Consider the following 21872-nt stretch of genomic DNA (forward strand, 5'->3'; position numbering starts at 1 on the left):
GGGTGGATGGGTGGGAATATCTCAATCCGCAATCCAAAATCCAAAATCCAAAATTCAAAATCCCTTACCCCCTACTCCCTAACTCCGACAACGGCAGAAAAATGGTCAAGACTTCGCCTTGTTGAACATGTTGGCGCACGATTAGTTTACCACCGAGGAGTTGAAATAGATTCTTGGTGACATTCATATTTAGGCTGAGATTGCCTGTTTCGGGTTGAAACGTTAGCAATCTGCCGATCGAGTGGCGTCGATCGGTTTTGGTAGCTGTGGGGGTGTCGTCGGCTTCGGAGCGGGATTGGAGTTGGAGTTTGAGCTTGTCGCCGACAGGAGTGACTTCAACTTGAATGCGACTACCGGAGGGAAGATTGCGGGTGAAATTTTCGACTAAGCCAGTGAGGACTCGATCGAGAATCGTGGGGTTGCTGACGACGGTGGGGAGTTTGTGTGGGATATCTACAGCGAGATTTAGGTTGCGACGTTCGGCTTGTTGTTGCCAATGGGGCAAATTTTGTTCGAGTAGTTCGCCGATCGACATTGTAGTTAGATCGATCGCGCGAGATGGCTCGGTGGTGGCGAGTTCTACCGCACTAAAAATTAGCTCCATCCGATCGATCTGTTCGGTACATTCTCGATCGATCGCGCTGAGGCGTTTGAGCACGCGCGGGGATAAATCCGGTTGACGCAATAGCAATCGCGTCATGGTACGGATGGTAGTTAGCGGGGTACGAATTTCGTGAGTTAGAGCTTGGATCAGCTCGACATCAGCGGCGACTTTGGTCGGCACTTCTACTGTCGGCTGAGTGGGGGCTAGGGGGGCGACAGGCTGGTGTTCGAGCAGAGATTGACTGAATGCTACCACCCACCGATAATCAGGCTCGATCGGGCTAAATTGCGCCGCTAATTCATCTAAATACGAGAGATGCTGGGGTGCTGTGAGCATGATTCTCCCCCGTAGCGATTTCCATGCCAAATCTAGATCGTCAGGATCGAAGGAAAATTGACAGCGCGGATTGCCATCTTCTTCGCCTAAGACTACGACTAAACTAAATTGCTCGGTGAGCACCAGACAAAACCGTTCGTCAGCAAGGGGATCGGTAGGTAAGATTTCGATCGGAAAATGGTGGGAACGCTCGAGATGGCGATCGTTTGCTTTCGACTTACATGGTAGTAACTGGCGGCTAGAATGGGGTGTGGTAAAGGTAATCGTTTGTAACTGCGACACGAGCGTCGGATGGCTGAATAATGGCAATGGCGCAGCAATTAATAAGCCTTCAATTACCGTCTCTTCAGTCAGATCCTCTCCACCAATCGGGGTGGGTAAAGATTTGAGCAACAACGTTTCTACCGACGCGATCGCGCTGTGCCACTGGCTGTTTGCTCTAAGTTCTAATTCCTGCCGATCTGAGGCTGGCTGGGGATCGGGAGGGCTAAATTCAGGTACCAGCAGATCGATTCCCGTCGGTTCTGCTTTGGCTAATACTTCACTCAATGTTGGGAGCAACCACTTTCTGACCACGATATACCCGACCGCTAGACTGACACTCCAAAGGTTAACGGATCTAACATACCCGATCGTAGGTGTAAAACCGAACTTCAGTTAGGCTAATATCCGTCAGCGCGCGAGCGATGTGAAATTAATAACCATTTGCTGCTAAAAAATCAGGTGTAATAATTTCGCGATCCCTGAAACCAGAATGGCTCGACATCGTTAACTTTTCGACATATTTACCTAAAATATCTGCCTCTAAATTTACCCACTCATTGAGTTGGAGTTGTGACAAATTTGTATGTGTGTATGTATGTGGAATTACGGCAACTGTAAACCAATTTCCACCTCGATCGCACTCGGCAATTGTCAGACTCACGCCATTGACAGCAATGCTTCCTTTAGATACCAGATAGCGACTCAGATAATCCGACCATTGTGCCGTCAAAGACTCAGGTGCAGCAAATCGCATTTCCCAGGAAGTTGCGGTGCTCTTACTAGACACTAACCGACCGATTCCGTCAATATGTCCGGTAACAAAATGACCGCCAATTTTGCCACCAACTCGCAGTGATGTTTCTAAATTTGCATAGCTAGATGTGCGATCTTTTTGACCGATCGTTGTACGATCTATAGTCTCTGGAGAAACAGTTACTATAAATCCTTGTGGTAAAATTTCTTCGACTGTCAAACATGCGCCATCTACAGCTACACTATCACCAATAGTTAGATCGGTTAGAATAAGTGCGGCATCTTTAGACCTGCACAAAACCTCCAGCCGATCGTCAGTCAAAAGGCGTAAATTTCCCAGCGATTGGACTAGTCCTGTAAACATCTATTTTCAGTCAAAGTACTATTCGCGATTCAACGTTTGGTAAGTCATCCTGGATACATGTCGGCACTAAGTGCCAATATTCAAGCCCGTTAGACTAATTACGTCACCTTCTATTTTAAACTTTAATGTTCTTTAATATACCTGCATCTCAAAAATAACCAGCAGCAACTACCCCGATCTCGATCTCTAAACCGGGTATTACCTTATACCTAGTTCGGTGGAATTCTCCACTGAAACGATCGAATGAAATGTAGCCTTCCTAACTAAGCTGCCATATCTTATAATTTTCAACTTTAACGCTCGTCACCATCCAGATTCGGTATATAGACTAACGGAACCGATCGCGGTCGCTCTGAAAGTTGCTGGTACTGCCTCGAATGCCCAGTCTGCTAATTTTCGCCTTTTAAAGTTCTCACCCACCTGTATCTGTCAAATAATAACTAAAGGAACCCACCATGATTGAAATGAAAGTTGCTGGTATCGCTCTGGACGCCGTTTCCCGCAGTCCGATCATTTTACTCAAAGATGCTTCAGACCGTCGTGCATTACCGATATATATCAGTCAAGAGCAGGCTAAGGCGATCGTCAATGCGTTGGAAAAACAAACACCACCTAGACCATTTACGCACGATCTGATGGTCAATATTTTTGACAGTTGTGATATCAAGGTAGAGCGGATCGCCATCAATTCTTTACAGGACAACACTTTCTACGCCTCGATCGCGATTAATAGTAACGGTCAAATTCGCGAAATTGACGCTCGTCCTAGCGATGCGATCGCGATCGCCATCCGCACAAAAGCACCAATTTGGGTAATTGAAGAAGTTATCGCTGATGCTTCGATTCCAGTAGATCGCGATGCTGACGAGCAAGAACGTCAAGCTTTTCGCAGCTTTGTCTCCAATCTTCGCCCAGACGATCTGATTCGCAAAGGTGGCTATGCTTCTTAGGAGTTAGGGGTTAGGCTTTAGGCTTTAGATCTGTAGGTTGGGTAGCGGATGCGCGCTCTGGAGGTTTCCTCCGCATGTGTTTGGGTCAAGACAGAGCAAAGCGAAACCCAACAGCCTCGGCCAAAGTTTCTTCTAGGCACAAGGTTGGGTAGAGAAACGCCAAACCCAACATTAATCATCGAAGCGGAGCAGAAGGAGTGCGAAAGGTTGAATTTAACGCACTCCGAACTGGGCTGTAATCTAAACTAATGTGGGTACTTGGAGACTCAGATGAGGATAGAGCGGGAAGCTTTCGCACAGAGTAGCGATCCGACGAATGCAGTCGTTGGCTACTTTGTCGTCTTCAGGATTTAATAGTCGATCGGCGATAATATTGGCAATTTCGACAAACTCGGTCGTACCCATGCCGCGCGTAGTCATCGCAGGAGAACCCAGACGCAAGCCGCTAGTGACAAATGGCGATTCCGGATCGAAAGGTACGGTATTTTTGTTGGCAGTAATGTTGACATCGCTGACTAATAAATCTGCCTGTTTGCCAGTCATCCCGATCGATCGAAGATCGACTAGCATCAGATGGTTGTCAGTCCCACCAGAAACGATTTTAAAGCCCCGTTCTTGCAGTTGACTAGATAATGCTTGTGCGTTGGCAATAACGTTGCCGCAATAGGTCTTAAAGGCGGGCTGGAGAGCTTCGCCGAAGGCGACAGCCTTACCTGCAATTACGTGTTCGAGCGGGCCGCCTTGACTGCCTGGGAATACAGATTTATCGAGTTTTTTACCCAGCTCGGCATCGCGAGTCATAATCAATCCACCACGAGGCCCTCTGAGGGTTTTATGGGTAGTCGTAGTGACGACATCGCAATAGGGTAGGGGGTTGGGATGGTAGCCTGTCGCAACCAATCCAGCAATATGCGCGATATCTGCCATCAGGTACGCGCCTACTTCGTCGGCAATCTCGCGGAATTTAGCAAAGTCAATAATCCGAGGATAGGCAGAATAACCACAGATCAACAATTTGGGGCGGTATTGTTTCGCTTGCGCCAGGATCGTGTCGTAATCTAGTTGTTCTGTTTCGGGACTGACACCATAGTGCTGGACTTCAAACCACTTACCCGAAAAATTTACAGGCGAACCGTGGGTGAGATGTCCGCCGTGGGATAAATCCATCCCCATGATTTTGTCCCCAGGATTGAGGAGCGTCAGGAATACGGCAAAATTTGCTTGCGCGCCAGAGTGAGGCTGAACATTTGCCGCCGCCGCACCGAATAACTGCTTGATGCGATCGATCGCAATTTGCTCGATCTCATCGACAAATTCACAGCCACCATAGTAACGCTTGCTCGGCAAGCCTTCAGCATATTTATTCGTCAGTACCGAACCTTGTGCCGCCAGTACCGCAGGGGAAGTAAAATTTTCACTGGCAATCAATTCGAGATGGCTCCGTTGACGACCTAACTCGGAACCAATTAAGCTCGCGATCGCTGGATCTGTCTCTAGTAAAAATTCTAAGTTAGTTTTTGCCATGATCTAGTCTGTGAAGAAATAGGTTGGGAATGCTGAATCGATTTTAGGTTCTGTGTGGATATCTATCATAACCAATGGAGCCTACTTCTCCCAATGGGGTAGATGGGTAGATGGGTGGATGAGTGGATGGGTAATGGGTAATGGGTAGTGGGTGAATAAAATTGGAACGCGGTTCCAAAACATAGAATCCTCTACCCTCTACCTAAAGCCTAAAGCCTAGATTGTTTCGATCGATACGGTAATTCCGATTGCTAGTGGTGACAATTGAAGTAGGCTTGATAAAATTGAATGTATCAACTATTATCTTTAGCCAATCCAATTAGCGATCTCGCCCCCGCGCTGTCGAATGGCAACTGTTCCAAGGTAAAGTTGCTGCAAATTTAATTTTCAATCTCGTATTGAAGCCTTCGTGGGAGCGTAGCTCGCTCTCGACGAACGAGCCAAGAGGATGCACTTTTACCAGTGCAAGCCGCAATTTTCAATTCAATTGTCCGTACCCAATCCAAAATTGAGGGTGGTGTATGTTAGTAGTCATCTTAAACGATCGAATAGTTTCTCCAGAGCAAGTCTGCCAAGCTTGTCTGCTGGCCGATCGCGATGGCCAACCACGCTGGCGACAAGGTAAACTATACTGCGGTCGAGTCATCCGCGATCTCAGTTGTTGTAGCGAACCACAAGCTAATGCTTATGAGTGTCAGATGGGGTTTAAGTTGGTGGATCTGGAGTAGAGTGGGGAGTTAGGAGTTGGGAGTTGGGAGTGAAAGACTAGATTTGGAAGTGAAACAAGGTGATTGGCTTTATTAGATTTAGTTGTCATATGAGGCAATAACAACTCAAACGTGGACGACGCTAAAAGTTTTAGCGTCTAAATTCTAACTCCCAACTCCCAACTCCTACCTCCCAACTAATTAAACTGTTGACTCAACGCCACCGGATTATGAACGGTAATCTTTTTCTTTTGGATAGAGATGACTTGATTGTCCTCGTTGCGTAAGTCGCCGAGGAGACGGGTGACGGTGACGCGAGTAGAGCCGATAGCTTCGGCGATCGCTTGGTGAGATAATTTGAGATCGATCGTGATCCCATTCCCATTGGGGACGCCAAAATCCCTACACAAAATTAGTAAGAAACTAGCCAGTCGCGATCCCATGTCTCTATGTGCTAGAGTTTCGATCATCATTTCGGTTTGGAGAATGCGGGAAGATAAACCCTTGAGGACGATCGAAGATAGTTCGGGATTTTCCTTCAGAGCTTTCTCAAAATGCTCGATCGATAGGGATAATAACTCTACTGGGGTAAAAGCCACCGCATGATAAAATCTATCTGACTTGTTGCCCGTAATCAAAGATAGGACTCCAAAGACGCTATTTTCGCGCAGTAGAGCTACGGTAATCTCTTCTCCAGCTTCGTAGACGCGAGACAGTTTTACGGCACCTTTAGTGAGAAAATAGACGCGTTCGGCAGGATCGCCAGGGAAAAAAATAGTTTTATTGCGATCGAATGTTTCTAATACAGGTGGGAAAGCTCCTCCAGCCAATTGCTGAAAGATACTAGCTAGTGGTTTATCTTGCATCACGATCGTCATTTTATCAGCACTCACTTGGAATATTAGGACTTCCGATTCAAACTTGAGAAGGGGGCGCGAACCTTGATGACTGGAGATTTAGAATCTTCGAGCTGGTAGCATTCAAACTAATGGTTATCTTGACTTGAGCTTTAGGCTACCGTAGTTGTGTAACGACGATCTGGGATCTCAACATCGGCGATCGCTCTACGATAGGTTATCGATCGATTGTTGGTTTCTACGTTTCTACATCCAACTCTTTTAGCCCCCAGTTAAAGGTATTACACAATACTTAATCTGACTTGACCGGAGTTTTTTGTATCATAGACTACTTAGCCTCAGAAGCGATCGTCGATTGGGGCGTTAGCAACATCGCTCAAACAATTATATATCAACGATTGCAAGCAATTAGTATCTACTGAGTCAACCGGGCGGAGTCGATGCAAAAAACATGGCTAACTGGTAAGTGCTAACGGCTAACTGATATCATGAGCCGTGCGAGTTAAGATGGAATAAAATTATCGTGCTAAATTTAAGCGGCAAAAACGCCTTAGTAACTGGGATTGCCAATAATCGATCGATCGCTTGGGGCATCGCGCAACAACTCCATGCGGCTGGAGCGAATATCGGCATTACCTATCTACCCGACGAAAAAGGCAAGATGGAGCGCAAAGTAGAAGAATTAGTCGCTCCCCTAAACCCAAGTATTTATCTCCCGCTCAATGTCCAAGATGACGCTCAAATCGATCGCACGTTCGCGGAAGTGGGCGAAAAATGGGGACGCATAGATATTCTGATTCACTGTCTGGCGTTTGCAAATAAAGAGGATCTATCAGGAGATTTTAGCAAAACTTCCCGTGCGGGTTTCGCTCAGGCACTAGATATCAGTACTTACTCTCTCAATCGCCTAGCAGGTGCGGCAAAACCATTGATGACAGAGGGTGGCAGTATTATCACTCTCACATATCTCGGTGGGGTTAAGGTAATCCCAAATTATAACGTAATGGGCATTGCCAAAGCTGGTTTGGAAATGAGCGTGCGCTATCTTGCTGCCGAATTTGGCTCCCAAAATGTTCGCGTGAATGGTATTTCCGCAGGGCCGATTCGGACATTGGCGTCTTCGGCTGTCGGTGGTATTTTGGATATGATTCACCACGTTGAAGAGGTGGCTCCATTACATCGGACTGTTACCCAAACCGAAGTTGGCAATACCGCAGCTTTCTTAGCAAGCGATCTTTCCAGTGGCATTACCGGGCAAATTATCTATGTAGATGCGGGTTACGAGACTGTTGGGATGTAGGCTTTAGGCTTTAGGCTTTAGGCTTTAGGTTTTAGGCTTTAGGCTTTAGGTAGAGGGTAGTGGATAGTGGATAGTGGATAGTGGATAGTAGACGCAAGCGTCCTTTTGCTCCATACTACTCATCCTACGGTGGTACAGTCCACCCATCCACTCATCTACCCATCCACTCATCCACCCATCCACTCATCCACCCCTACTGTGCTTTCAATTTACTAACTTTCAACTTAAATGCGCCGCTGCTAGTTTCGCCGAATCCTTGAACGCGGATGACATAATTGCCAGTATCTTTGATTCTAGTAAATAGCAGCGAATTACTACTACCATCTGGGCCATCATCGTTTTTACCAACCGTTTTTCCTTCCGAATTTAGTAGCGTTACGACAGCATCAAAAGTTTCCGACGTCAGATCGATGGCGATCTGATCTCCTGCTTTTAATTGAATTGAATAATCTCTAGCAAAGCCACCATCTCCGGTCGGAATATCGCGATCGGAAAGTGTATCGTTGACTTCGCCGCCAACAGGTAATGAAATTGGTGCGTAGACAAATCTAGTGTTTTTGGGTGTAGGTGTTTCAACGATCGTCGTGCGAGGAACTGCGTTGACATTCATACAAACAACACCTGGAGCTAAAATTGCACTTAAGAGCGGCAAATAATAGCAATTCTTAGTTAGGCTTGACATGATTAAATAGTGTGCGGGCGATCGAGATAGTTGTGCCGAGCGATGCTATTAAATAATTAGTGCGGGTTAGATTTTGGCGTTCGATCGATAAAATTATGAATTAATAAGCAAGCAATGCCGATATTAATCGAGATATCTGCCCAATTAAAGATCGCAAAATTAATTATTCTCAGATCGATAAAGTCTACCACCGACCCCCCAAAAAATAATCGATCGATCCCATTGCCGACGGCTCCTGCCAGAATGAGTCCGTAACCTAGCTGCTCCCAAATGGTATGAAAAGTTTTAAAGATACCGAGCGAGACTAAAAAGATACTTACCAATAATGATAGCCATCCCAACCATGGTTGTCCCTCAAGCATACTAAATGCCGCCCCATGGTTGCGAATGTAGGTAAAATGCAAAATATTGGGAATCAGTGGAATTGATGTGCGTTCGACCTGGAGAGTATTGACAATCTCTCTTTTGCTAATAATATCGATGCCAATATTCACGATCGCCGCCAGCCAAAAATAAGAATTTCTAAATTTCATGTCATAAATATCAATAAAACATCAGTCGCCGTAGCACGAAAGCGATTAATGTTGCCGTACAACCGAGTACTATTTGACTGAGCAAAGGGTAGAGAGAGTAAGTAGCCATCAAATTCAATAATTGAAATCCACCTAATTCTTGCCAATTAATTAGCTGAAATATTATTAAATAAAGAATGCCGATTGCATGAATCGTTACTAATCCACACAAACAACTCAAGCCTAGATATTCTAATTGAGGAGCGCGTCGAAATGCAAGTTGCCCGCAGACCCAAGCACCAGGAATAAATGCAAGTAAATAACCGAAAGCAGGTTTTTGGAGATATTCAATACCACCACCATCATTAAAGATTTTGAGCCAGAGCAATCCCAGTAATAAGTAGGTAACTTGAGTCAGTACCCCAGCCGTTTTACCGCCCAAACAACTTACTAATAATACCGCTCCAACTTGACACTTAAATCCTAATGGATAAGCACTAATCCCCGCACTAATCCATTGCCAGGGGGCACTAGTAACATAAGCAGGTAGAAAGTTTGCACCGATTGTCAGAAATAAACCAACAATCGTCCACATCAAAATATAAGGACGAGAAACTGTAGTCATGTCAGCTCGGGAGAAATAGGGGCCAGTAATTTGTGACGAGATTTTTATGCCAAGTTAGGATCCATTGACGTAGCCTCTGGAGAAAGAGAATCGACAAGGATTAACCTAGTCGATTCTCTTTTAGAGAGGCTACGCCAACGATCGCAAATAGTCAAGCACCAAATATCGATAGTCTATTGTCCTCTCCATCCTATCTCCCCATTGCGCTCGGATTCGCGTTAGGATGGACAGTAATTTTGGAGTTTTAAATTTCTACGTTATTAATTATGTTTAAGCGTCTGTGGTCGCAGTTATTTGCGTTAGTGCTAGTTGTTGTAGTTGGATTGGCTGGCTGTTCGGCTAGCCCTGGCGGACTGGTTGGCAATTATCGTCAGGACACAATGACCGTCCTAACTAGTCTCAAAGCTGTACTAGAGATGCCCGATGATTCCCCAGACAGAGCAGCAGCACAGTCGCTAGCACGGCTGAATATCAATGATTTTGCCGCTCGCTACCGCCAAGATCCCGCTTTAACCAAGCTGAGTTCGTTTACGAATATGCGCACGGCACTCAACTCTTTGGCGGCTCACTACGCTGCTTATCCCAATCGTCCGCTCCCAGAAAAGCTCAAAACTAATTTAGAGCAGAAATTCAAGCAAATTGAATTAGCATTGCAACGCAACGCGTAAGGATCGATCGCAATTGGGTACCAAAGACTCGGTACGAATGATTTAAGTTAGCGAAAAATAGTCGATCTAGTCTGTAGACTCGGAACTTTATGCCGAGATCGGCTGTCCGAACTAAAGGATGTTGAGGGGAAGTTAATCTGTAGATTGGCTTCTCCTTTAACTGTTATGATGCTAACTTTAAATTTTACCTGAGATCGCGATCGATACTATGGATTGTACGCTACACAAACAGCTTCCAGTCTCACTATTGGGATGGTATCGTCACAAGTGGCGTCAAAAATTCTTACTCGGAGTCCTAGCAACAACTAGTTCGCTCGGGCAAGGCTACTATGCTGAATCTACTCTTGCCCAGACGGCACTCAGCCGCGTAGATTATTGCCAAATTCCGCTAGCCGAAGCTAGTGCCAAGAATACTTTGCGGTTAGCCGCTCAAAATGGCGATCGCAATAGTCAGACCAAATACAATGAAATCGTCAAGAAGCACGTCAACTATGTCGCTCAGTGTCGGCAAAAAAGTTGGCTCAAGAATCAGGCAATCTGGATCCGACTCTATCCTTGCGATACTCGTCCGGGAGCCTTAGAAGAAATCTTCGATCGGATGGTCAATCGCGGCTATAACCAAGTATATGTCGCTACCTTCTATGGTAAAGCTCTCTTACCCCGCGCGACCAATCGCACGGCTTGGAACTCCGTACTGACATCGCGTGGCACCGATAAAACCGATTTACTCGCCGATGCCATCCAAAAGGGGCGCGAACGCGGCTTAAAAGTCTATGCCTGGATGTATAGCCTTAACTTCGGCCCAGAGTATGCAGTAACTCCAGAAGGACAGTCTGCGCTAGCTCTCAATGGGCGGGGCGAAACCACATTATTTGCAGGCGAAGAAGGTTTTCAAAAAGCGCAAGACGGTAGCACCAATTCTGTCTTATTTGTCGATCCGCACAGCAATAAAGCCAAAACTGATTACGAACGGTTGGTTAAAGAAGTCATTGCCCGTCGTCCCGATGGGATCTTATTCGATTATATCCGCTTCCCACGCGGACAGGGCGCGCAATCGATCGCCGGACAAGTCCGCGACTTGTGGATTTATGGGGAGGAGTCGCGACAAGCTCTGATGGCTCTGGCTAAAAATAATAAAGGCACCTACTTAATCGATCGCTATTTGACCAATGGTACCATCACGATTAACGACCTCAAGGAAGCCGACAAACTCCATCCGTTAGAGGTCGAACCCATGTGGCAGGGTCGCACGCCCCTAGACAACGAAGCAAACATGGCTTATGAGGATAAATTTGCTTGGATTGAATGGGATTTGTGGCAACTGACTGTCGCTCATGCCAGCCAAGGGGTAGTTAATTTTCTCCAACGAGCGGCAGCACCAGCAGAGCAACAACGGATTAAATCTGGTTCGGTATTTTTCCCTGAAGCCAATCAACCAGTTGGTCGGCGCGGCTACGATTCGCGGTTGCAACCATGGGATCGATTTACCGCCACTAGTGAATGGCACCCGATGGCTTATGCAACCTGCAATCGCAGCGATTGTATTACCAACCAAGTGCGTCGAGTTTTGAGCTTTGCACCAGCGACGACAAACGTGATTCCCGCCCTTGCGGGTAACTGGAGCAAACCCACAGATGGGCGACCATCCTTGGAAGAACAAATGGACAGCATTCACCGTAGTTTGCCGCAAATCAATTCCATCAGTCACTTTGCTTTTTCTTGGCAAGAACCCGAGTATGACTATTATCGAAGTTCCTGTCAGTTAAAGTAAAAAGTATCGACGGATACCGATTGCAAATACACTCGGTATCTGTTTAATTTTACCTCGCCGACACTGACAATCGCGCGATGTTATGAATACAGTACCAACGTCGTATTCATGTATTAAGTGTTTGCACTGATTTTATTTTAAAGAAAAAAATATATCTTGGGTATGTCGATCCATAATTTACTTAAAGTGTAATTAGTTGGCGATCGAACTCGACAGGAAATACCCCAACACGGTCAAATCGAGTGATTACTAACGATCGTGAAATCGACGATCGGCTTAGTTTCGATCGATATTATCTCAAGTATGCTAGTTGGCTGTTGCATTAAAAATTCATAGTAAGTTTTGTAAGATTAGTAATTAAAACATGTCAGAACATACAAACACTTTAATTGCCATTAGAGATACTAGCGATATCTTGCTATCAGCTAAAGCGAAATATAAAAGCTGCGACTACTCTGGGGCCATCGTCGAGTACACGCTAGCAATTGAATTTCACCCACATATGGCTCTGGCATTCTGTTGTCGAGGAGATGCTTATTACAAATTGGGCGACGCTCAAAAAGCGATGAGCGATTACAATCGGGCGGTCGAACTCGATCCCGATCTAGTAATTGTTTATTATCGACGCGGTAATTTATATTATTCTACCAAAGATTATGCTTTGGCGATCGCCGATTACAGTCATGCGATCGAACTCAAACCAGATTTTGCACTTGCTTATTCTAGTCGCGGTTGTGCTTATAAAGAATTATACGGCGAACAAGAAGCCTCGATCGATTGGCGATCTGCTGCTAAATTATTTAAAGAGCAAGGTAATGTAGAAAAATACAACTATATGATAGAGCTAACCGCGCTCAGTAATAGTATCGATACTTTGACTTCGGGAATGTTACCTTAGATAATTGATAATTGATAATTGATAATTGATAATTGATGGTCGTCATTTAGATTTAGATGTTACCTTAAAGGTACGTTCTATAAACGAAGTTCTACCCTCTGTCTTAGTTACTACCATTGCCTGCGATGGCGATGACGGCGACACCACAGACATTAATTTGGTGCGATCGTAATACTGTTGCAGCCGATCGCACGGTCGAACCTGTGGTGTAAATATCATCGATCAATAACACTGTCGTACCGGATTTAAGTGTAGAATTTTTCAGTGCAAATGCATCTGTAACATTTTTCTGACGATCGGATTTAGATAAGCCAAATTGAGGAATAGTCGATCGAGTTCGATGCAAACTGACATCTAATTTAGCATCCGTTAATTGACAGAATTTGCGAGCGATCGATTCTGCTTGATTGAAACCTCTGGTGGCGAGTTTTTCGGAATGGAGCGGGATGGGAATAACGACTAAGTTCGTCGGTAGATTTGGCGGTGTAAATTGTTGCCAACTCCGAGCGATTAATTCTCCATAGAGATCGCCGATCGATCGATGACCATCGTATTTGAATTTACCGATCGATCTTTTAATTGCCCCTTGATATTTTCCCCAGGCAAATAGCGGTATATCGCCTTGCCAATACCGATCTGGTCGCTCCAAGCGTTCGTCATAAATTTGACGCTGACAGTACTCACAGCAAACTGCTAAAGCCGCTCGATCGCAGAGGGGACAATTTGGCCGCAGAAACAGATTTAAGGCACGCTCTTTGAGATTAGAGGCGACGCCAAGGAGCCAGGGATCGGACATGGGACAGGTTGGAGAATTGAGAATTGATAACTATACCAATTCTACAAGGTGACTATTAAGGATTGTAGTTCGCGATCGGACTTACGATTGACGTTCGACTAATAAATTGTCGATGCATCTGCTCAATTCGCGAGCCAAGAAACTGGCTTTAGCTTCGCTAAAGATCGAAGCATGGTCGCCAGGTATTTCGATTGTTTCTACTCCAGCACCTGCTAATTTGTCCCAGCCTTGAGCTAGCTGGATTGTATTTACGGCGTAGCCTGCTTGAAATAAGGTAATTTTGCCGGGATAGACATCGGGATGATATTGCGCCAAGACTCGATCGTCTGCGATCGATCGATCTTGTTGTTGCTGTGGTATGGATACCGATGGCGTTGGATGCACCAACAAGTTTGGCAACAGATCGCGGGACATTCGGCGATATAAAGTTAGCTGATTGAGGAGCTTCTGATACAAAAACTGCCAGCCATACTTACGAGCAAGTTTCCATACGCCGATCGATTGTTCTACGGCGGAGACTTTTTCGCTGACACCAGGAGCTAACGTATCAAATATGGCCAACAGGGCAACTTCTTCGCCTTGTTTGCGAAGCAGTTGAGCCATTTCAAAGGCAATATAACCACCGAACGAAAAACCGCCTAGATAATATGGGCCTTGGGGTTGTACAGATCGAACTTCCCAGAGATAATAAGCAGCAATATCCTCGATTTTGGCAAAAGACAGGAGTTGATTGTGACGATCGTAAGGTTGGATGCTGTAGAACGGTTGCTCTAGCCCTAAATGTTCGACTAATGGTTGATAAAATAACAAGCCAGGATCGAGCGAATGAACGCAGAAAAAGGGCGGTTTCGAGCCGTGGGGTTGAATCGGGAGCAAGCTTGAGGAGATATTTTCTTGGGATAGTTTGGTTAACCGCTCGGATAGCTGCGCCAGTGTCGGCGATCTAACTAGCACGGACAATGGTAACTGCACTTTCAACCGTTGCTCGATCTTGGTAAATAATTGAATCGCCAGGAGCGAATGTCCTCCCAATTCAAAGAAGTTATCGTCAGGATCGATCTGTTCTAGCCCCAAAATTTCCTGCCAGATTTCGAGCAAAATTCGTTCGGTGAGGTTGGGGTTAACTGTCAGCGCAGATGGAGTGCTGACACGATCTGGAGTCATGGATAGCAACGCTCGCCGATCGACTTTACCATTGGGCGTCAGCGGCAATGCTGGGATCGTTACGATCCGAGTCGGTACCATGTATTCGGGTAATAACCGCGCTACATAAGCGCGGATATTTTTGGCGGTGAGTGGATCGCGCTCGGAATCGATACTAATCTGGCCGTTCGGAAATAAGCGATCGTAAAAAGGACTGCGAACTTTTGGCTGCTGGTGATGGAGCGAATCGCAGCAGAAGGGAATGATTTGCCCATTTTTAGCGATCAATTTGCCCTCAATCTGGTAGTCAGGATTAATCTGGTTGTCGCTCGATCGACTCCTACACGTCGCTTCGATCCGATCGCCAGGAATGACATCGAGACCTGGATCGAAGATCGGAAAATAAACTGGCAGCCAGGAAGTATACACTCGATCCAAATTATCGATAATCAGATCGGGGGCGGTATATAAATTCAGCCATAACAATAAGCCATCCCAGCGAGCCGATTTGGTAATGGTTAAGCTAATATTTTGACTGGTCTCGATCGCGGTCTCTGTGTCAAAAACTAAGTCTTCAAAAATATCGCTATTAGAAATCAGATTGCTTGGTGGTAGGTTTTTGATACATAGCCGCAGGTCGAAAGGTTGACCGACAAGATCGAAAATTTGCTGCGTATAATGTCCGGTTAGTTGCCCAAAACTGGGGCGTTCGCGGAGTCGATCGGGTAAGGTAATAGCGGCAATTTTGGTCGTGCAACGGTGGGGAATAGTCCGAGCGTTGGCTTTAAGAAACCGTCGCGCATCATTTAAGATCGGAGCTACACCTTCGGAACTACCAATGTTACCGATAATCTCCGACACGCAGACATCGACTAATTCGGGCAGTCGGACAGCGGTAGAATAACCGTGGATCGGGATAATTTTATCCTCTAAGCCGAGCTGACCGATCGTCTGCTGGGCTTGCTGAAAGGCTGTTTCGCCAGCCTCGATCGCATAGACTTTGGTCGCACCTGCGGCGATGCAAAAGCGGGCGAGGATCGCATCTTTGCCCGTACCGATCTCTACTACTATTTTATCCTTTACCACCCGCTCGAGCGCTTGGGAATAAGCTTGGTTGCGGGGTGCGTCGGTAGTCATCGATTCGTACAATAATTCGTCGTAGACTGGGTATTCGCCGACTGAAGGCCACCATTCTGGTTGTTGTTGATGTTTGGGTACTAGATAGGCTGCTAGACCCGTCTGGCTCGATCCTACGGGTCGATTGAGCACGATCGCTTCGCGGACGTCGGGGTGAGCGTTGAGGACGGTTTCGATCTCGCCGAGTTCGACGCGAAAGCCCCGGATTTTGACCTGTTCGTCCAGACGACCGAGAAATTGCAAGTTGCCATCTGGCAAGTATTTCACCAGATCGCCAGTCCGATACAATCGCGTAGATAGTGGATCGAACGGATTGGGAATAAACTTTTGGGCTGTCAATTCTGGCTCATTGAGATAGCCGCGTGCTAGTCCCGCACCGCACAGGTACAGCTCTCCAGGCGTCCCGATCGGGCATAATGCCAGATCGGGATCGAGTACATACGCCTTCATGTTGGCGATCGGTTTGCCGATCGGTGCTTCTGTCAGCAGTCGATCTGGATCCAACTTCGATAAATCGCACATCAGCGCGCTAATCGTCGCTTCGGTAGGGCCGTAAGCATTAATCAATCGGACTCGCGAGCCGACCGATTTTTGCCATTCCTGAAATCTGGCTGGCACTACTTTTTCGCCACCAATAATCGCCAATCGCCACGAGGTCGGTAGTGTTAATGTCTCTAAATCCAGTCTGGCTGTCAGTTCGTGCCAATAAGCTGTTGGCAAACTCGTGACGGAGATCTGGCACTGTTGGCATTGGCTAAAGAAGGCATCGAGGGAGGAGATCGTCGCCTCATCGCGCATGACAAGGGTCGCACCAACTGTCAAGCAAGTATAAATTTCTTCAGCACTGACATCGCAGTTGAGCGAGGTAAATTGGAGGACGCGATCGTGCTGTGTAAGGTCGAATTCCCGTGCGGCAGCGATAGTGTAGTTTACTAATGAATGGTGTTCGATCGCCACTCCTTTGGGCTTACCTGTCGAGCCGGAAGTGTAAATGACATAAGCGAGATGGTTGGCTCTAACTTCAGTCGTCATATTTGGTGCGTGCGGTAGAGCACCAATCTGTTCTCGCTCTAGATCGATACAGACAACCCGCGCTTGGCTACCGGGTAACTTGGCAATCGAGCCAGACTCAGAGACAATAATCGGCATCGCGGTATCAGCAACGATCGGTACGAGACGTTCTGGTGGATACGTCGGATCTAGAGGGACATAAGCTCCCCCAGCTTTGAGAATACCTAAAATTCCGACGATCGAGTCGATCGATCGCTCCAGACAAATGCCGACGAGGACATCTGGCGCGACACCCAATGTCCGCAGGTACCGTGCGAGTCGATTCGATCGATCGTTTAATTCTCGATAGGTAACGCGCTCTCGCTCCCAGATGAGTGCAATCGCCTCGGGAGTCCGTGCTACCTGCGCCTCAAATAGCTCGTGGATGCAGCCTGCGGTGCGAAAATCGGTCTGCGTATCGTTCCACTCCTGGACTTGGATATCGGCGGTTAGCGGCGATAATAGCGGCAATTTGGCGATCGGCAGATCCGGATTGTCAATGATGCTGCTGAAGAATGCGTTTGACTGCTCCAGTAGCGAGTCGATCTGGCATTCGTCCACCAACTCTGGATCGCCGTAACAGTAACAATTGGTACCATCCTCGGAGATGGCAAATGTCAACCCCTGTGGTATCGCTCCCGACCTCAGTTTTGACAGGTACTCATTATTAGTAAATCTTTCGATCGAAATCGGCAATCGATCGGCAACGCTGAGTTTCGTGAAGTCTCGAAGTTTGGGGTATCTCAGGACGAGATCGCGAGCGTAAGTCTGATGCTGTTTGACGAGAGTTAGCTCCCGATCGATTGTCGCCAAATTTGCTAGAAAACTGCGATCGAGATCGAGATCGAACCTAACTGGAATTCGATCGACAAAAAGCTTGGATAGATCTGCTAACTCTCGGTCTAGCTCTGAATACTTAAAGGCCAGATCGAAGCAATTTTGGTGAGAAGTTTTACTTAAATACGTAGCAATCGCTGCAACCAGAAAATCGCCAAGATTTAGGATCGGTCGATATTTTGCTGCGAACTCGACAATCGCTGGCGAAATCGACCAATCTCTAAGGAAAATTGGAGATTTATCGCTGCTACCTGTTGCTGGAGTAGCTCCATTACTTTTCCAGGGTAAAGAGGTAATAAGTGGATTGAGGGTTGCCAATCGCTCTACCCAAAAACTTTCATGCTTGACTAATTTTCGTTCGAGATCGGAAATTTTTTGAGCTACTTCTGCATTGAGATCGATAAATTTCGGATGACAATCTTCGCTCGAACTACCCCTACTATTTTCGCCTAATCGATCGACTAATTCAGAAACTATTACGGATTTACCATCTAGGGTTTGGAGATTGGAAATTAGCAGATCGTGGCTGCCAGTAGCGACACTCAGTCGATCGGTTTCCATCTCGACAATCGTGCCCGGTGGTAATTGGGAAGGACGATCCAAAATTTCGCTGCGATCGACAACAAAGATTTCATTGGCGATCGCTAATTTTGGCAAGCCTAGCAGATTCTCATAATTACCATAGTTTAAAGCCCGAATTATTGCATCAATTTTACGTGCGCTCTGCTGCCAATTCAAGATACAGCCAGGACTGGGCTTTTGAGAGAGATAAAAATAACTACGCTCTTGAAGATTTTGCGCGATCGGCGATATTTTTCCATGTGCCAGCTCATCGACTAACTCAGGGAAAGAAGCAATAATCAGCTCGTAACATTTACTATTAATCGTCGCTCCCGTTTCGCTAGCTTCGATCTCAAAAGACACTTGCTTCAGAATATCGCCACCATCAATCTGACTAGTAACCTGGTGCCAAGTAATTCCGTGAGTTTTTGCGCGATCGATAATTGCCCACGTTGGTGCATTCATCCCCCCATATTTGGGTAATGGCCCATCGTGACAGTTAATCGTACCCAAACGCGGCAATCTTAAAATATCTTCAGATAAAATTATTGAGTTAGAAATACTAAATAAGTAATCGAATGGCTGCTGTTTTAAAACATCGAGTAAGTTTGTCGCAATTTCCACCTGAGGAATAATATCTAAATCTGCCCAGTCGTCGCCGACAGTTAGGGACTGAGCTAGAGACTTGTCCGTAGTAATCATCCCCAATATGTGATGACCGCTCGCTAACAGATAGCGAGCGCAAGGAAATACAAAAGACACCCGCCCGATGAGAAAACAGCTAAATTTTCGATCCAAATAATCCATACTGTACAGTAGAGAATACCAAGTTTTTTTATTAATCTTGGTATATAGTAACTCTAGTCATGACTGGCCGTAGTATATTCGATCGCAAATTAGAGCATACAATGTAGTCCACCAAAAGAGGCAGATCTATTGTTGAAGTGCTAAAGAACTAACTTTTTGAAGCGTTTCTTGCCAACTTGTAAGATCTTACCGACGAGCGCATCAGCCCGATCGTATGTCAGATCGATATCGGTAATGGGTTGACCGTCTAACTTGACAGCACCGCCTTGAATTTGGCGTTTGGCATCGTTACTACCCGTACACAAGCTGCTAGCTGAGAGAATTTGAAATATTTTAGCTGGGAAAGTCACAGCAGATAGCGAAAATTCAGGGATGCTATCGCCACCTGCATTTTGACCGGGTTTGGTAATTAGCGCAATCGCGTCAGCTTGGGCTTGGATGGCTCGCTCGCGACCGTGGTACTGCTCGGCGACTGTCAGCGCGAGTAGCTTCTGGGCCTCTCTGGGGTTCTCTGGCAGTCGATCGATTTCTAGGTCGGTCAGCAGGGTAAAGTAATCTTTGATGATGCTGTCGGGCGTTTTCTCTAGCTTAGAGTACATACTTAGAGCATCCTCGCCCAAACCCACATAATTATTTAGGGATTTGGACATTTTTTGCACGCCATCGGTACCCAACAGAATGGGCATCACCAAGCCGAATTGCGGCGTCAGCCCAAAATGACGTTGGAGATCGCGTCCGACGACGAGATTAAATTTTTGATCGGTACCGCCGAGTTCGACATCGGCGCGGACGGCAACAGAGTCGTAGCCCTGCATCAGCGGGTATAGAAACTCGTGAATAAAAATCGGCGTCTCTTTTTCGTAGCGCAGCGCGAAGCCTTCTTTAGCCAGCATTTGTCCCACCGTCATTGTAGACAGCAGTTCGAGCGTTTGACCCAGATCTAATTTGGAGAGCCATTCGGAATTGTAGCGGACTTCCAATCGTCCCGGCGTCTCAAAATCGAGAATCGGACGCACGCGATCGAGATAAGCTAGAGCATTATTCGTGACTTGCTCGGGCGTCAATTGCTTGCGGACTTCCGATTTACCAGTAGGATCGCCAATGCGCGCGGTAAAATCGCCGATAATTAGCACCGCAGTATGTCCGGCATCTTGGAAAGATCTCAGCTTGCGGAGGGGAATACTATGACCGAGATGGATATCGGCACCAGTCGGATCGATCCCCAGTTTAACCCGCAAGGGACGGTCGGTTTGTGCTAATCGCTGGGCGAGATTCTCCGCCGGATCTGGAGAATTGGGCTGGTGAGGAAAAATCTCACTTATCCCTCTAAATAACCAATCGAATCGATCTGATGCTGGCACGGAAACACTTACAGTCATAGTGCGATTACATTGTAGTATAAATCATGGTGAAAGTCCATAAATAATGCTACCAGCCTGGTATCCAGACATGATACACATAAGGGTTGAACTGTTCGAGGAATGTAGGTGCAAGCCCTACCTCTCAAACTCAGAGATGACTCTCTATCTGCCCACACCGACACGACTCGGAATTCGTGAGAGTGAAGCTGGGAACAGGGCTGAATCAGACCAGAATTGCACTGGACACTGCGGCTAATGAGGAGTCCCCATGATGAAACAGAGCCTAGAAAAGCAACCTAGTAAGAGGCGGACGCAATCCTTATGTCCGACCTAGCCAGAGATTAGTATCCCGCCGCGATTTTGTTTATGACGCTACGGCATGAGTATGGGGTTCTGGCGGTTGAATTGGCTACATCTAAAGGGACATAACAATCTCTCGAACGGAACGAATAAAAACGTGTGTGAGGTCTGTGAGTGGTCGCACTTACGGTAGACCAGACGAGAGGATTAATCCCTCAGACACGGGTAGGATGACCCGTAATTGGGTCAAGGTGTTCAGAATATACTTTCTTGGAGTAAATCATGATTAGACGCAGCATAACCGCTAGCGAATTATGGAAAAGCTTCAAATGGAAGAAATTCCAAAAGATGCTATTCCGGTTACAAAAACGAGTGTATAAAGCTGTTTCAGTTGGAGACAAGCGCAAAGCAAGGTCACTACAGAAACTAATCCTCAAATCTCAAGCAGCTAGATTACTAGCAATCAGACAAGTAACACAGTTAAACGCTGGCAAGAAAACGGCTGGTATAGATGGCAAAGCATCCCTCTCATTTGAGGAACGTCTTGCACTAGCTGAGAATATCAGCCTACATCATACCAACTGGAAGCACCAAAGATTACGAGAAATCCCAATCCCTAAAAAGGATGGTTCCACCCGTATGCTAAAAGTACCCACAATGGCAGATAGAGCTTGGCAATGCCTCGCAAAATATGCCTTAGAACCAGCGCACGAAGCAACCTTCCACGCCCGGAGTTACGGATTTAGAAGCGGACGCTCGGCACATAATGCCCAGAAATTCCTATTCGATAATCTACGCTCCCATTGCAACGGTATCAACAAACGAGTAATCGAACTAGATATCGAAAAGTACTTCGACCGGATTAACCACTCTGCAATCATGGATAACCTAATTGCCCCATCAGGGCTAAAGCTTGGCATCTGGAGATGCCTGAAAGCTGGAACAAATGTAGGATTCCCAGACCAAGGAACTCCGCAAGGTGGAGTGGGTGCGCTGCGAAGCGTACAGTGGTAATGCTCTAGGTGAGTCAAAACAACCACGAGATAATACCTACCTCAAGGTATT

Annotated in this window: 16 protein-coding genes and 1 pseudogene; 7 read left to right on the forward strand and 10 right to left on the reverse strand. The window is 46.4% G+C overall.

All coding sequences use genetic code 11. The features are described 5' to 3' along the window. Nucleotides 1-64 precede the first annotated feature (64 nt). On the reverse strand, nt 65-1489 hold the full coding sequence (locus C7B77_RS05095; RefSeq protein WP_219891994.1) for a sensor histidine kinase: 1425 nt from the start codon (nt 1487-1489) through the stop codon (nt 65-67). Nucleotides 1490-1634: 145 nt separating this feature from the next. After that, complete coding sequence (locus C7B77_RS05100) at nt 1635-2321, reverse strand: riboflavin synthase (RefSeq protein WP_106300946.1); 687 nt, start codon at nt 2319-2321, stop codon at nt 1635-1637. A 455-nt stretch (nt 2322-2776) separates the two neighbouring features. Here C7B77_RS05100 and C7B77_RS05105 point away from each other — a divergent pair, with 455 nt between their 5' ends. Beyond that, nucleotides 2777-3271, forward strand: coding sequence for a bifunctional nuclease family protein (locus tag C7B77_RS05105; RefSeq protein WP_106300948.1), 495 nt, complete (start codon nt 2777-2779; stop codon nt 3269-3271). Nucleotides 3272-3511: 240 nt separating this feature from the next. On the opposite strand, the gene glyA is transcribed toward C7B77_RS05105, so the two are convergent. Then, nucleotides 3512-4795, reverse strand: coding sequence for a serine hydroxymethyltransferase (gene glyA, locus C7B77_RS05115; RefSeq protein WP_106300952.1), 1284 nt, complete (start codon nt 4793-4795; stop codon nt 3512-3514). 521 nt (nt 4796-5316) lie between these two features. Between glyA and C7B77_RS05120 the strand changes: the two genes are divergently transcribed. Further along, nucleotides 5317-5523 (forward strand): hypothetical protein, encoded by a 207-nt coding sequence (locus C7B77_RS05120; RefSeq protein WP_106300954.1) that lies wholly within the window; start codon nt 5317-5319, stop codon nt 5521-5523. Nucleotides 5524-5699: 176 nt separating this feature from the next. Here C7B77_RS05120 and ntcA read toward each other — a convergent pair whose 3' ends face one another. Then, nucleotides 5700-6380 (reverse strand): global nitrogen regulator NtcA, encoded by a 681-nt coding sequence (ntcA, locus tag C7B77_RS05125; RefSeq protein ID WP_106300956.1) that lies wholly within the window; start codon nt 6378-6380, stop codon nt 5700-5702. 502 nt (nt 6381-6882) lie between these two features. Here ntcA and fabI point away from each other — a divergent pair. Next, complete coding sequence (gene fabI, locus C7B77_RS05130) at nt 6883-7659, forward strand: enoyl-ACP reductase FabI (protein ID WP_106300958.1); 777 nt, start codon at nt 6883-6885, stop codon at nt 7657-7659. A 193-nt stretch (nt 7660-7852) separates the two neighbouring features. Here the strand turns inward: fabI and C7B77_RS05135 are convergent, their stop codons facing one another. The 3 genes from C7B77_RS05135 to C7B77_RS05145 are packed head-to-tail and all read right to left on the reverse strand — an operon-like array spanning nt 7853 to nt 9478. Continuing rightward, nucleotides 7853-8341, reverse strand: a complete 489-nt coding sequence (locus C7B77_RS05135; protein WP_245894067.1) for a PPC domain-containing protein — start codon at nt 8339-8341, stop codon at nt 7853-7855. A 56-nt stretch (nt 8342-8397) separates the two neighbouring features. After that, nucleotides 8398-8874: a signal peptidase II gene (gene lspA, locus C7B77_RS05140; RefSeq protein WP_106300961.1), complete on the reverse strand. Its 477-nt coding sequence runs from the start codon at nt 8872-8874 to the stop codon at nt 8398-8400. A 10-nt stretch (nt 8875-8884) separates the two neighbouring features. Then, nucleotides 8885-9478, reverse strand: a complete 594-nt coding sequence (locus C7B77_RS05145) for a biotin transporter BioY (protein ID WP_106300965.1) — start codon at nt 9476-9478, stop codon at nt 8885-8887. Nucleotides 9479-9744: 266 nt separating this feature from the next. Here C7B77_RS05145 and psb27 point away from each other — a divergent pair, with 266 nt between their 5' ends. From psb27 to C7B77_RS05160, 3 genes are all read left to right on the forward strand, one after another. Continuing rightward, entirely contained in the window at nt 9745-10146 is a 402-nt protein-coding gene (psb27, locus tag C7B77_RS05150; protein WP_106300968.1) for a photosystem II protein Psb27, read from the forward strand. Between the two features lie 208 nt (nt 10147-10354). After that, on the forward strand, nt 10355-11917 hold the full coding sequence (locus C7B77_RS05155) for a glycoside hydrolase family protein (RefSeq protein WP_106300971.1): 1563 nt from the start codon (nt 10355-10357) through the stop codon (nt 11915-11917). Nucleotides 11918-12281: 364 nt separating this feature from the next. Then, nucleotides 12282-12815: a tetratricopeptide repeat protein gene (locus tag C7B77_RS05160; protein WP_106300974.1), complete on the forward strand. Its 534-nt coding sequence runs from the start codon at nt 12282-12284 to the stop codon at nt 12813-12815. A 103-nt stretch (nt 12816-12918) separates the two neighbouring features. Here the strand turns inward: C7B77_RS05160 and C7B77_RS05165 are convergent, their stop codons facing one another. The 3 genes from C7B77_RS05165 to tyrS all read right to left on the reverse strand — a co-directional run bounded on the left by C7B77_RS05165 (nt 12919) and on the right by tyrS (nt 20525). Then, nucleotides 12919-13611, reverse strand: a complete 693-nt coding sequence (locus C7B77_RS05165) for a ComF family protein (protein WP_106300977.1) — start codon at nt 13609-13611, stop codon at nt 12919-12921. 81 nt (nt 13612-13692) lie between these two features. Continuing rightward, the gene (locus tag C7B77_RS05170) at nt 13693-19146 is read right to left on the reverse strand and encodes an amino acid adenylation domain-containing protein (protein WP_106300980.1); all 5454 of its coding nucleotides are present in this window, start codon (nt 19144-19146) and stop codon (nt 13693-13695) included. A 140-nt stretch (nt 19147-19286) separates the two neighbouring features. After that, entirely contained in the window at nt 19287-20525 is a 1239-nt protein-coding gene (tyrS, locus tag C7B77_RS05175) for a tyrosine--tRNA ligase (protein WP_106300983.1), read from the reverse strand. A 564-nt stretch (nt 20526-21089) separates the two neighbouring features. Between tyrS and C7B77_RS05180 the strand changes: the two are divergent. Beyond that, nucleotides 21090-21794 (forward strand): annotated as a pseudogene (locus C7B77_RS05180) (reverse transcriptase N-terminal domain-containing protein); the annotation flags it as partial. Between the last annotated feature and the right edge of the window lie 78 nt (nt 21795-21872).

This window comes from Chamaesiphon polymorphus CCALA 037 (assembly GCF_003003845.1).
GTDB lineage: Bacteria > Cyanobacteriota > Cyanobacteriia > Cyanobacteriales > Chamaesiphonaceae > Chamaesiphon > Chamaesiphon polymorphus.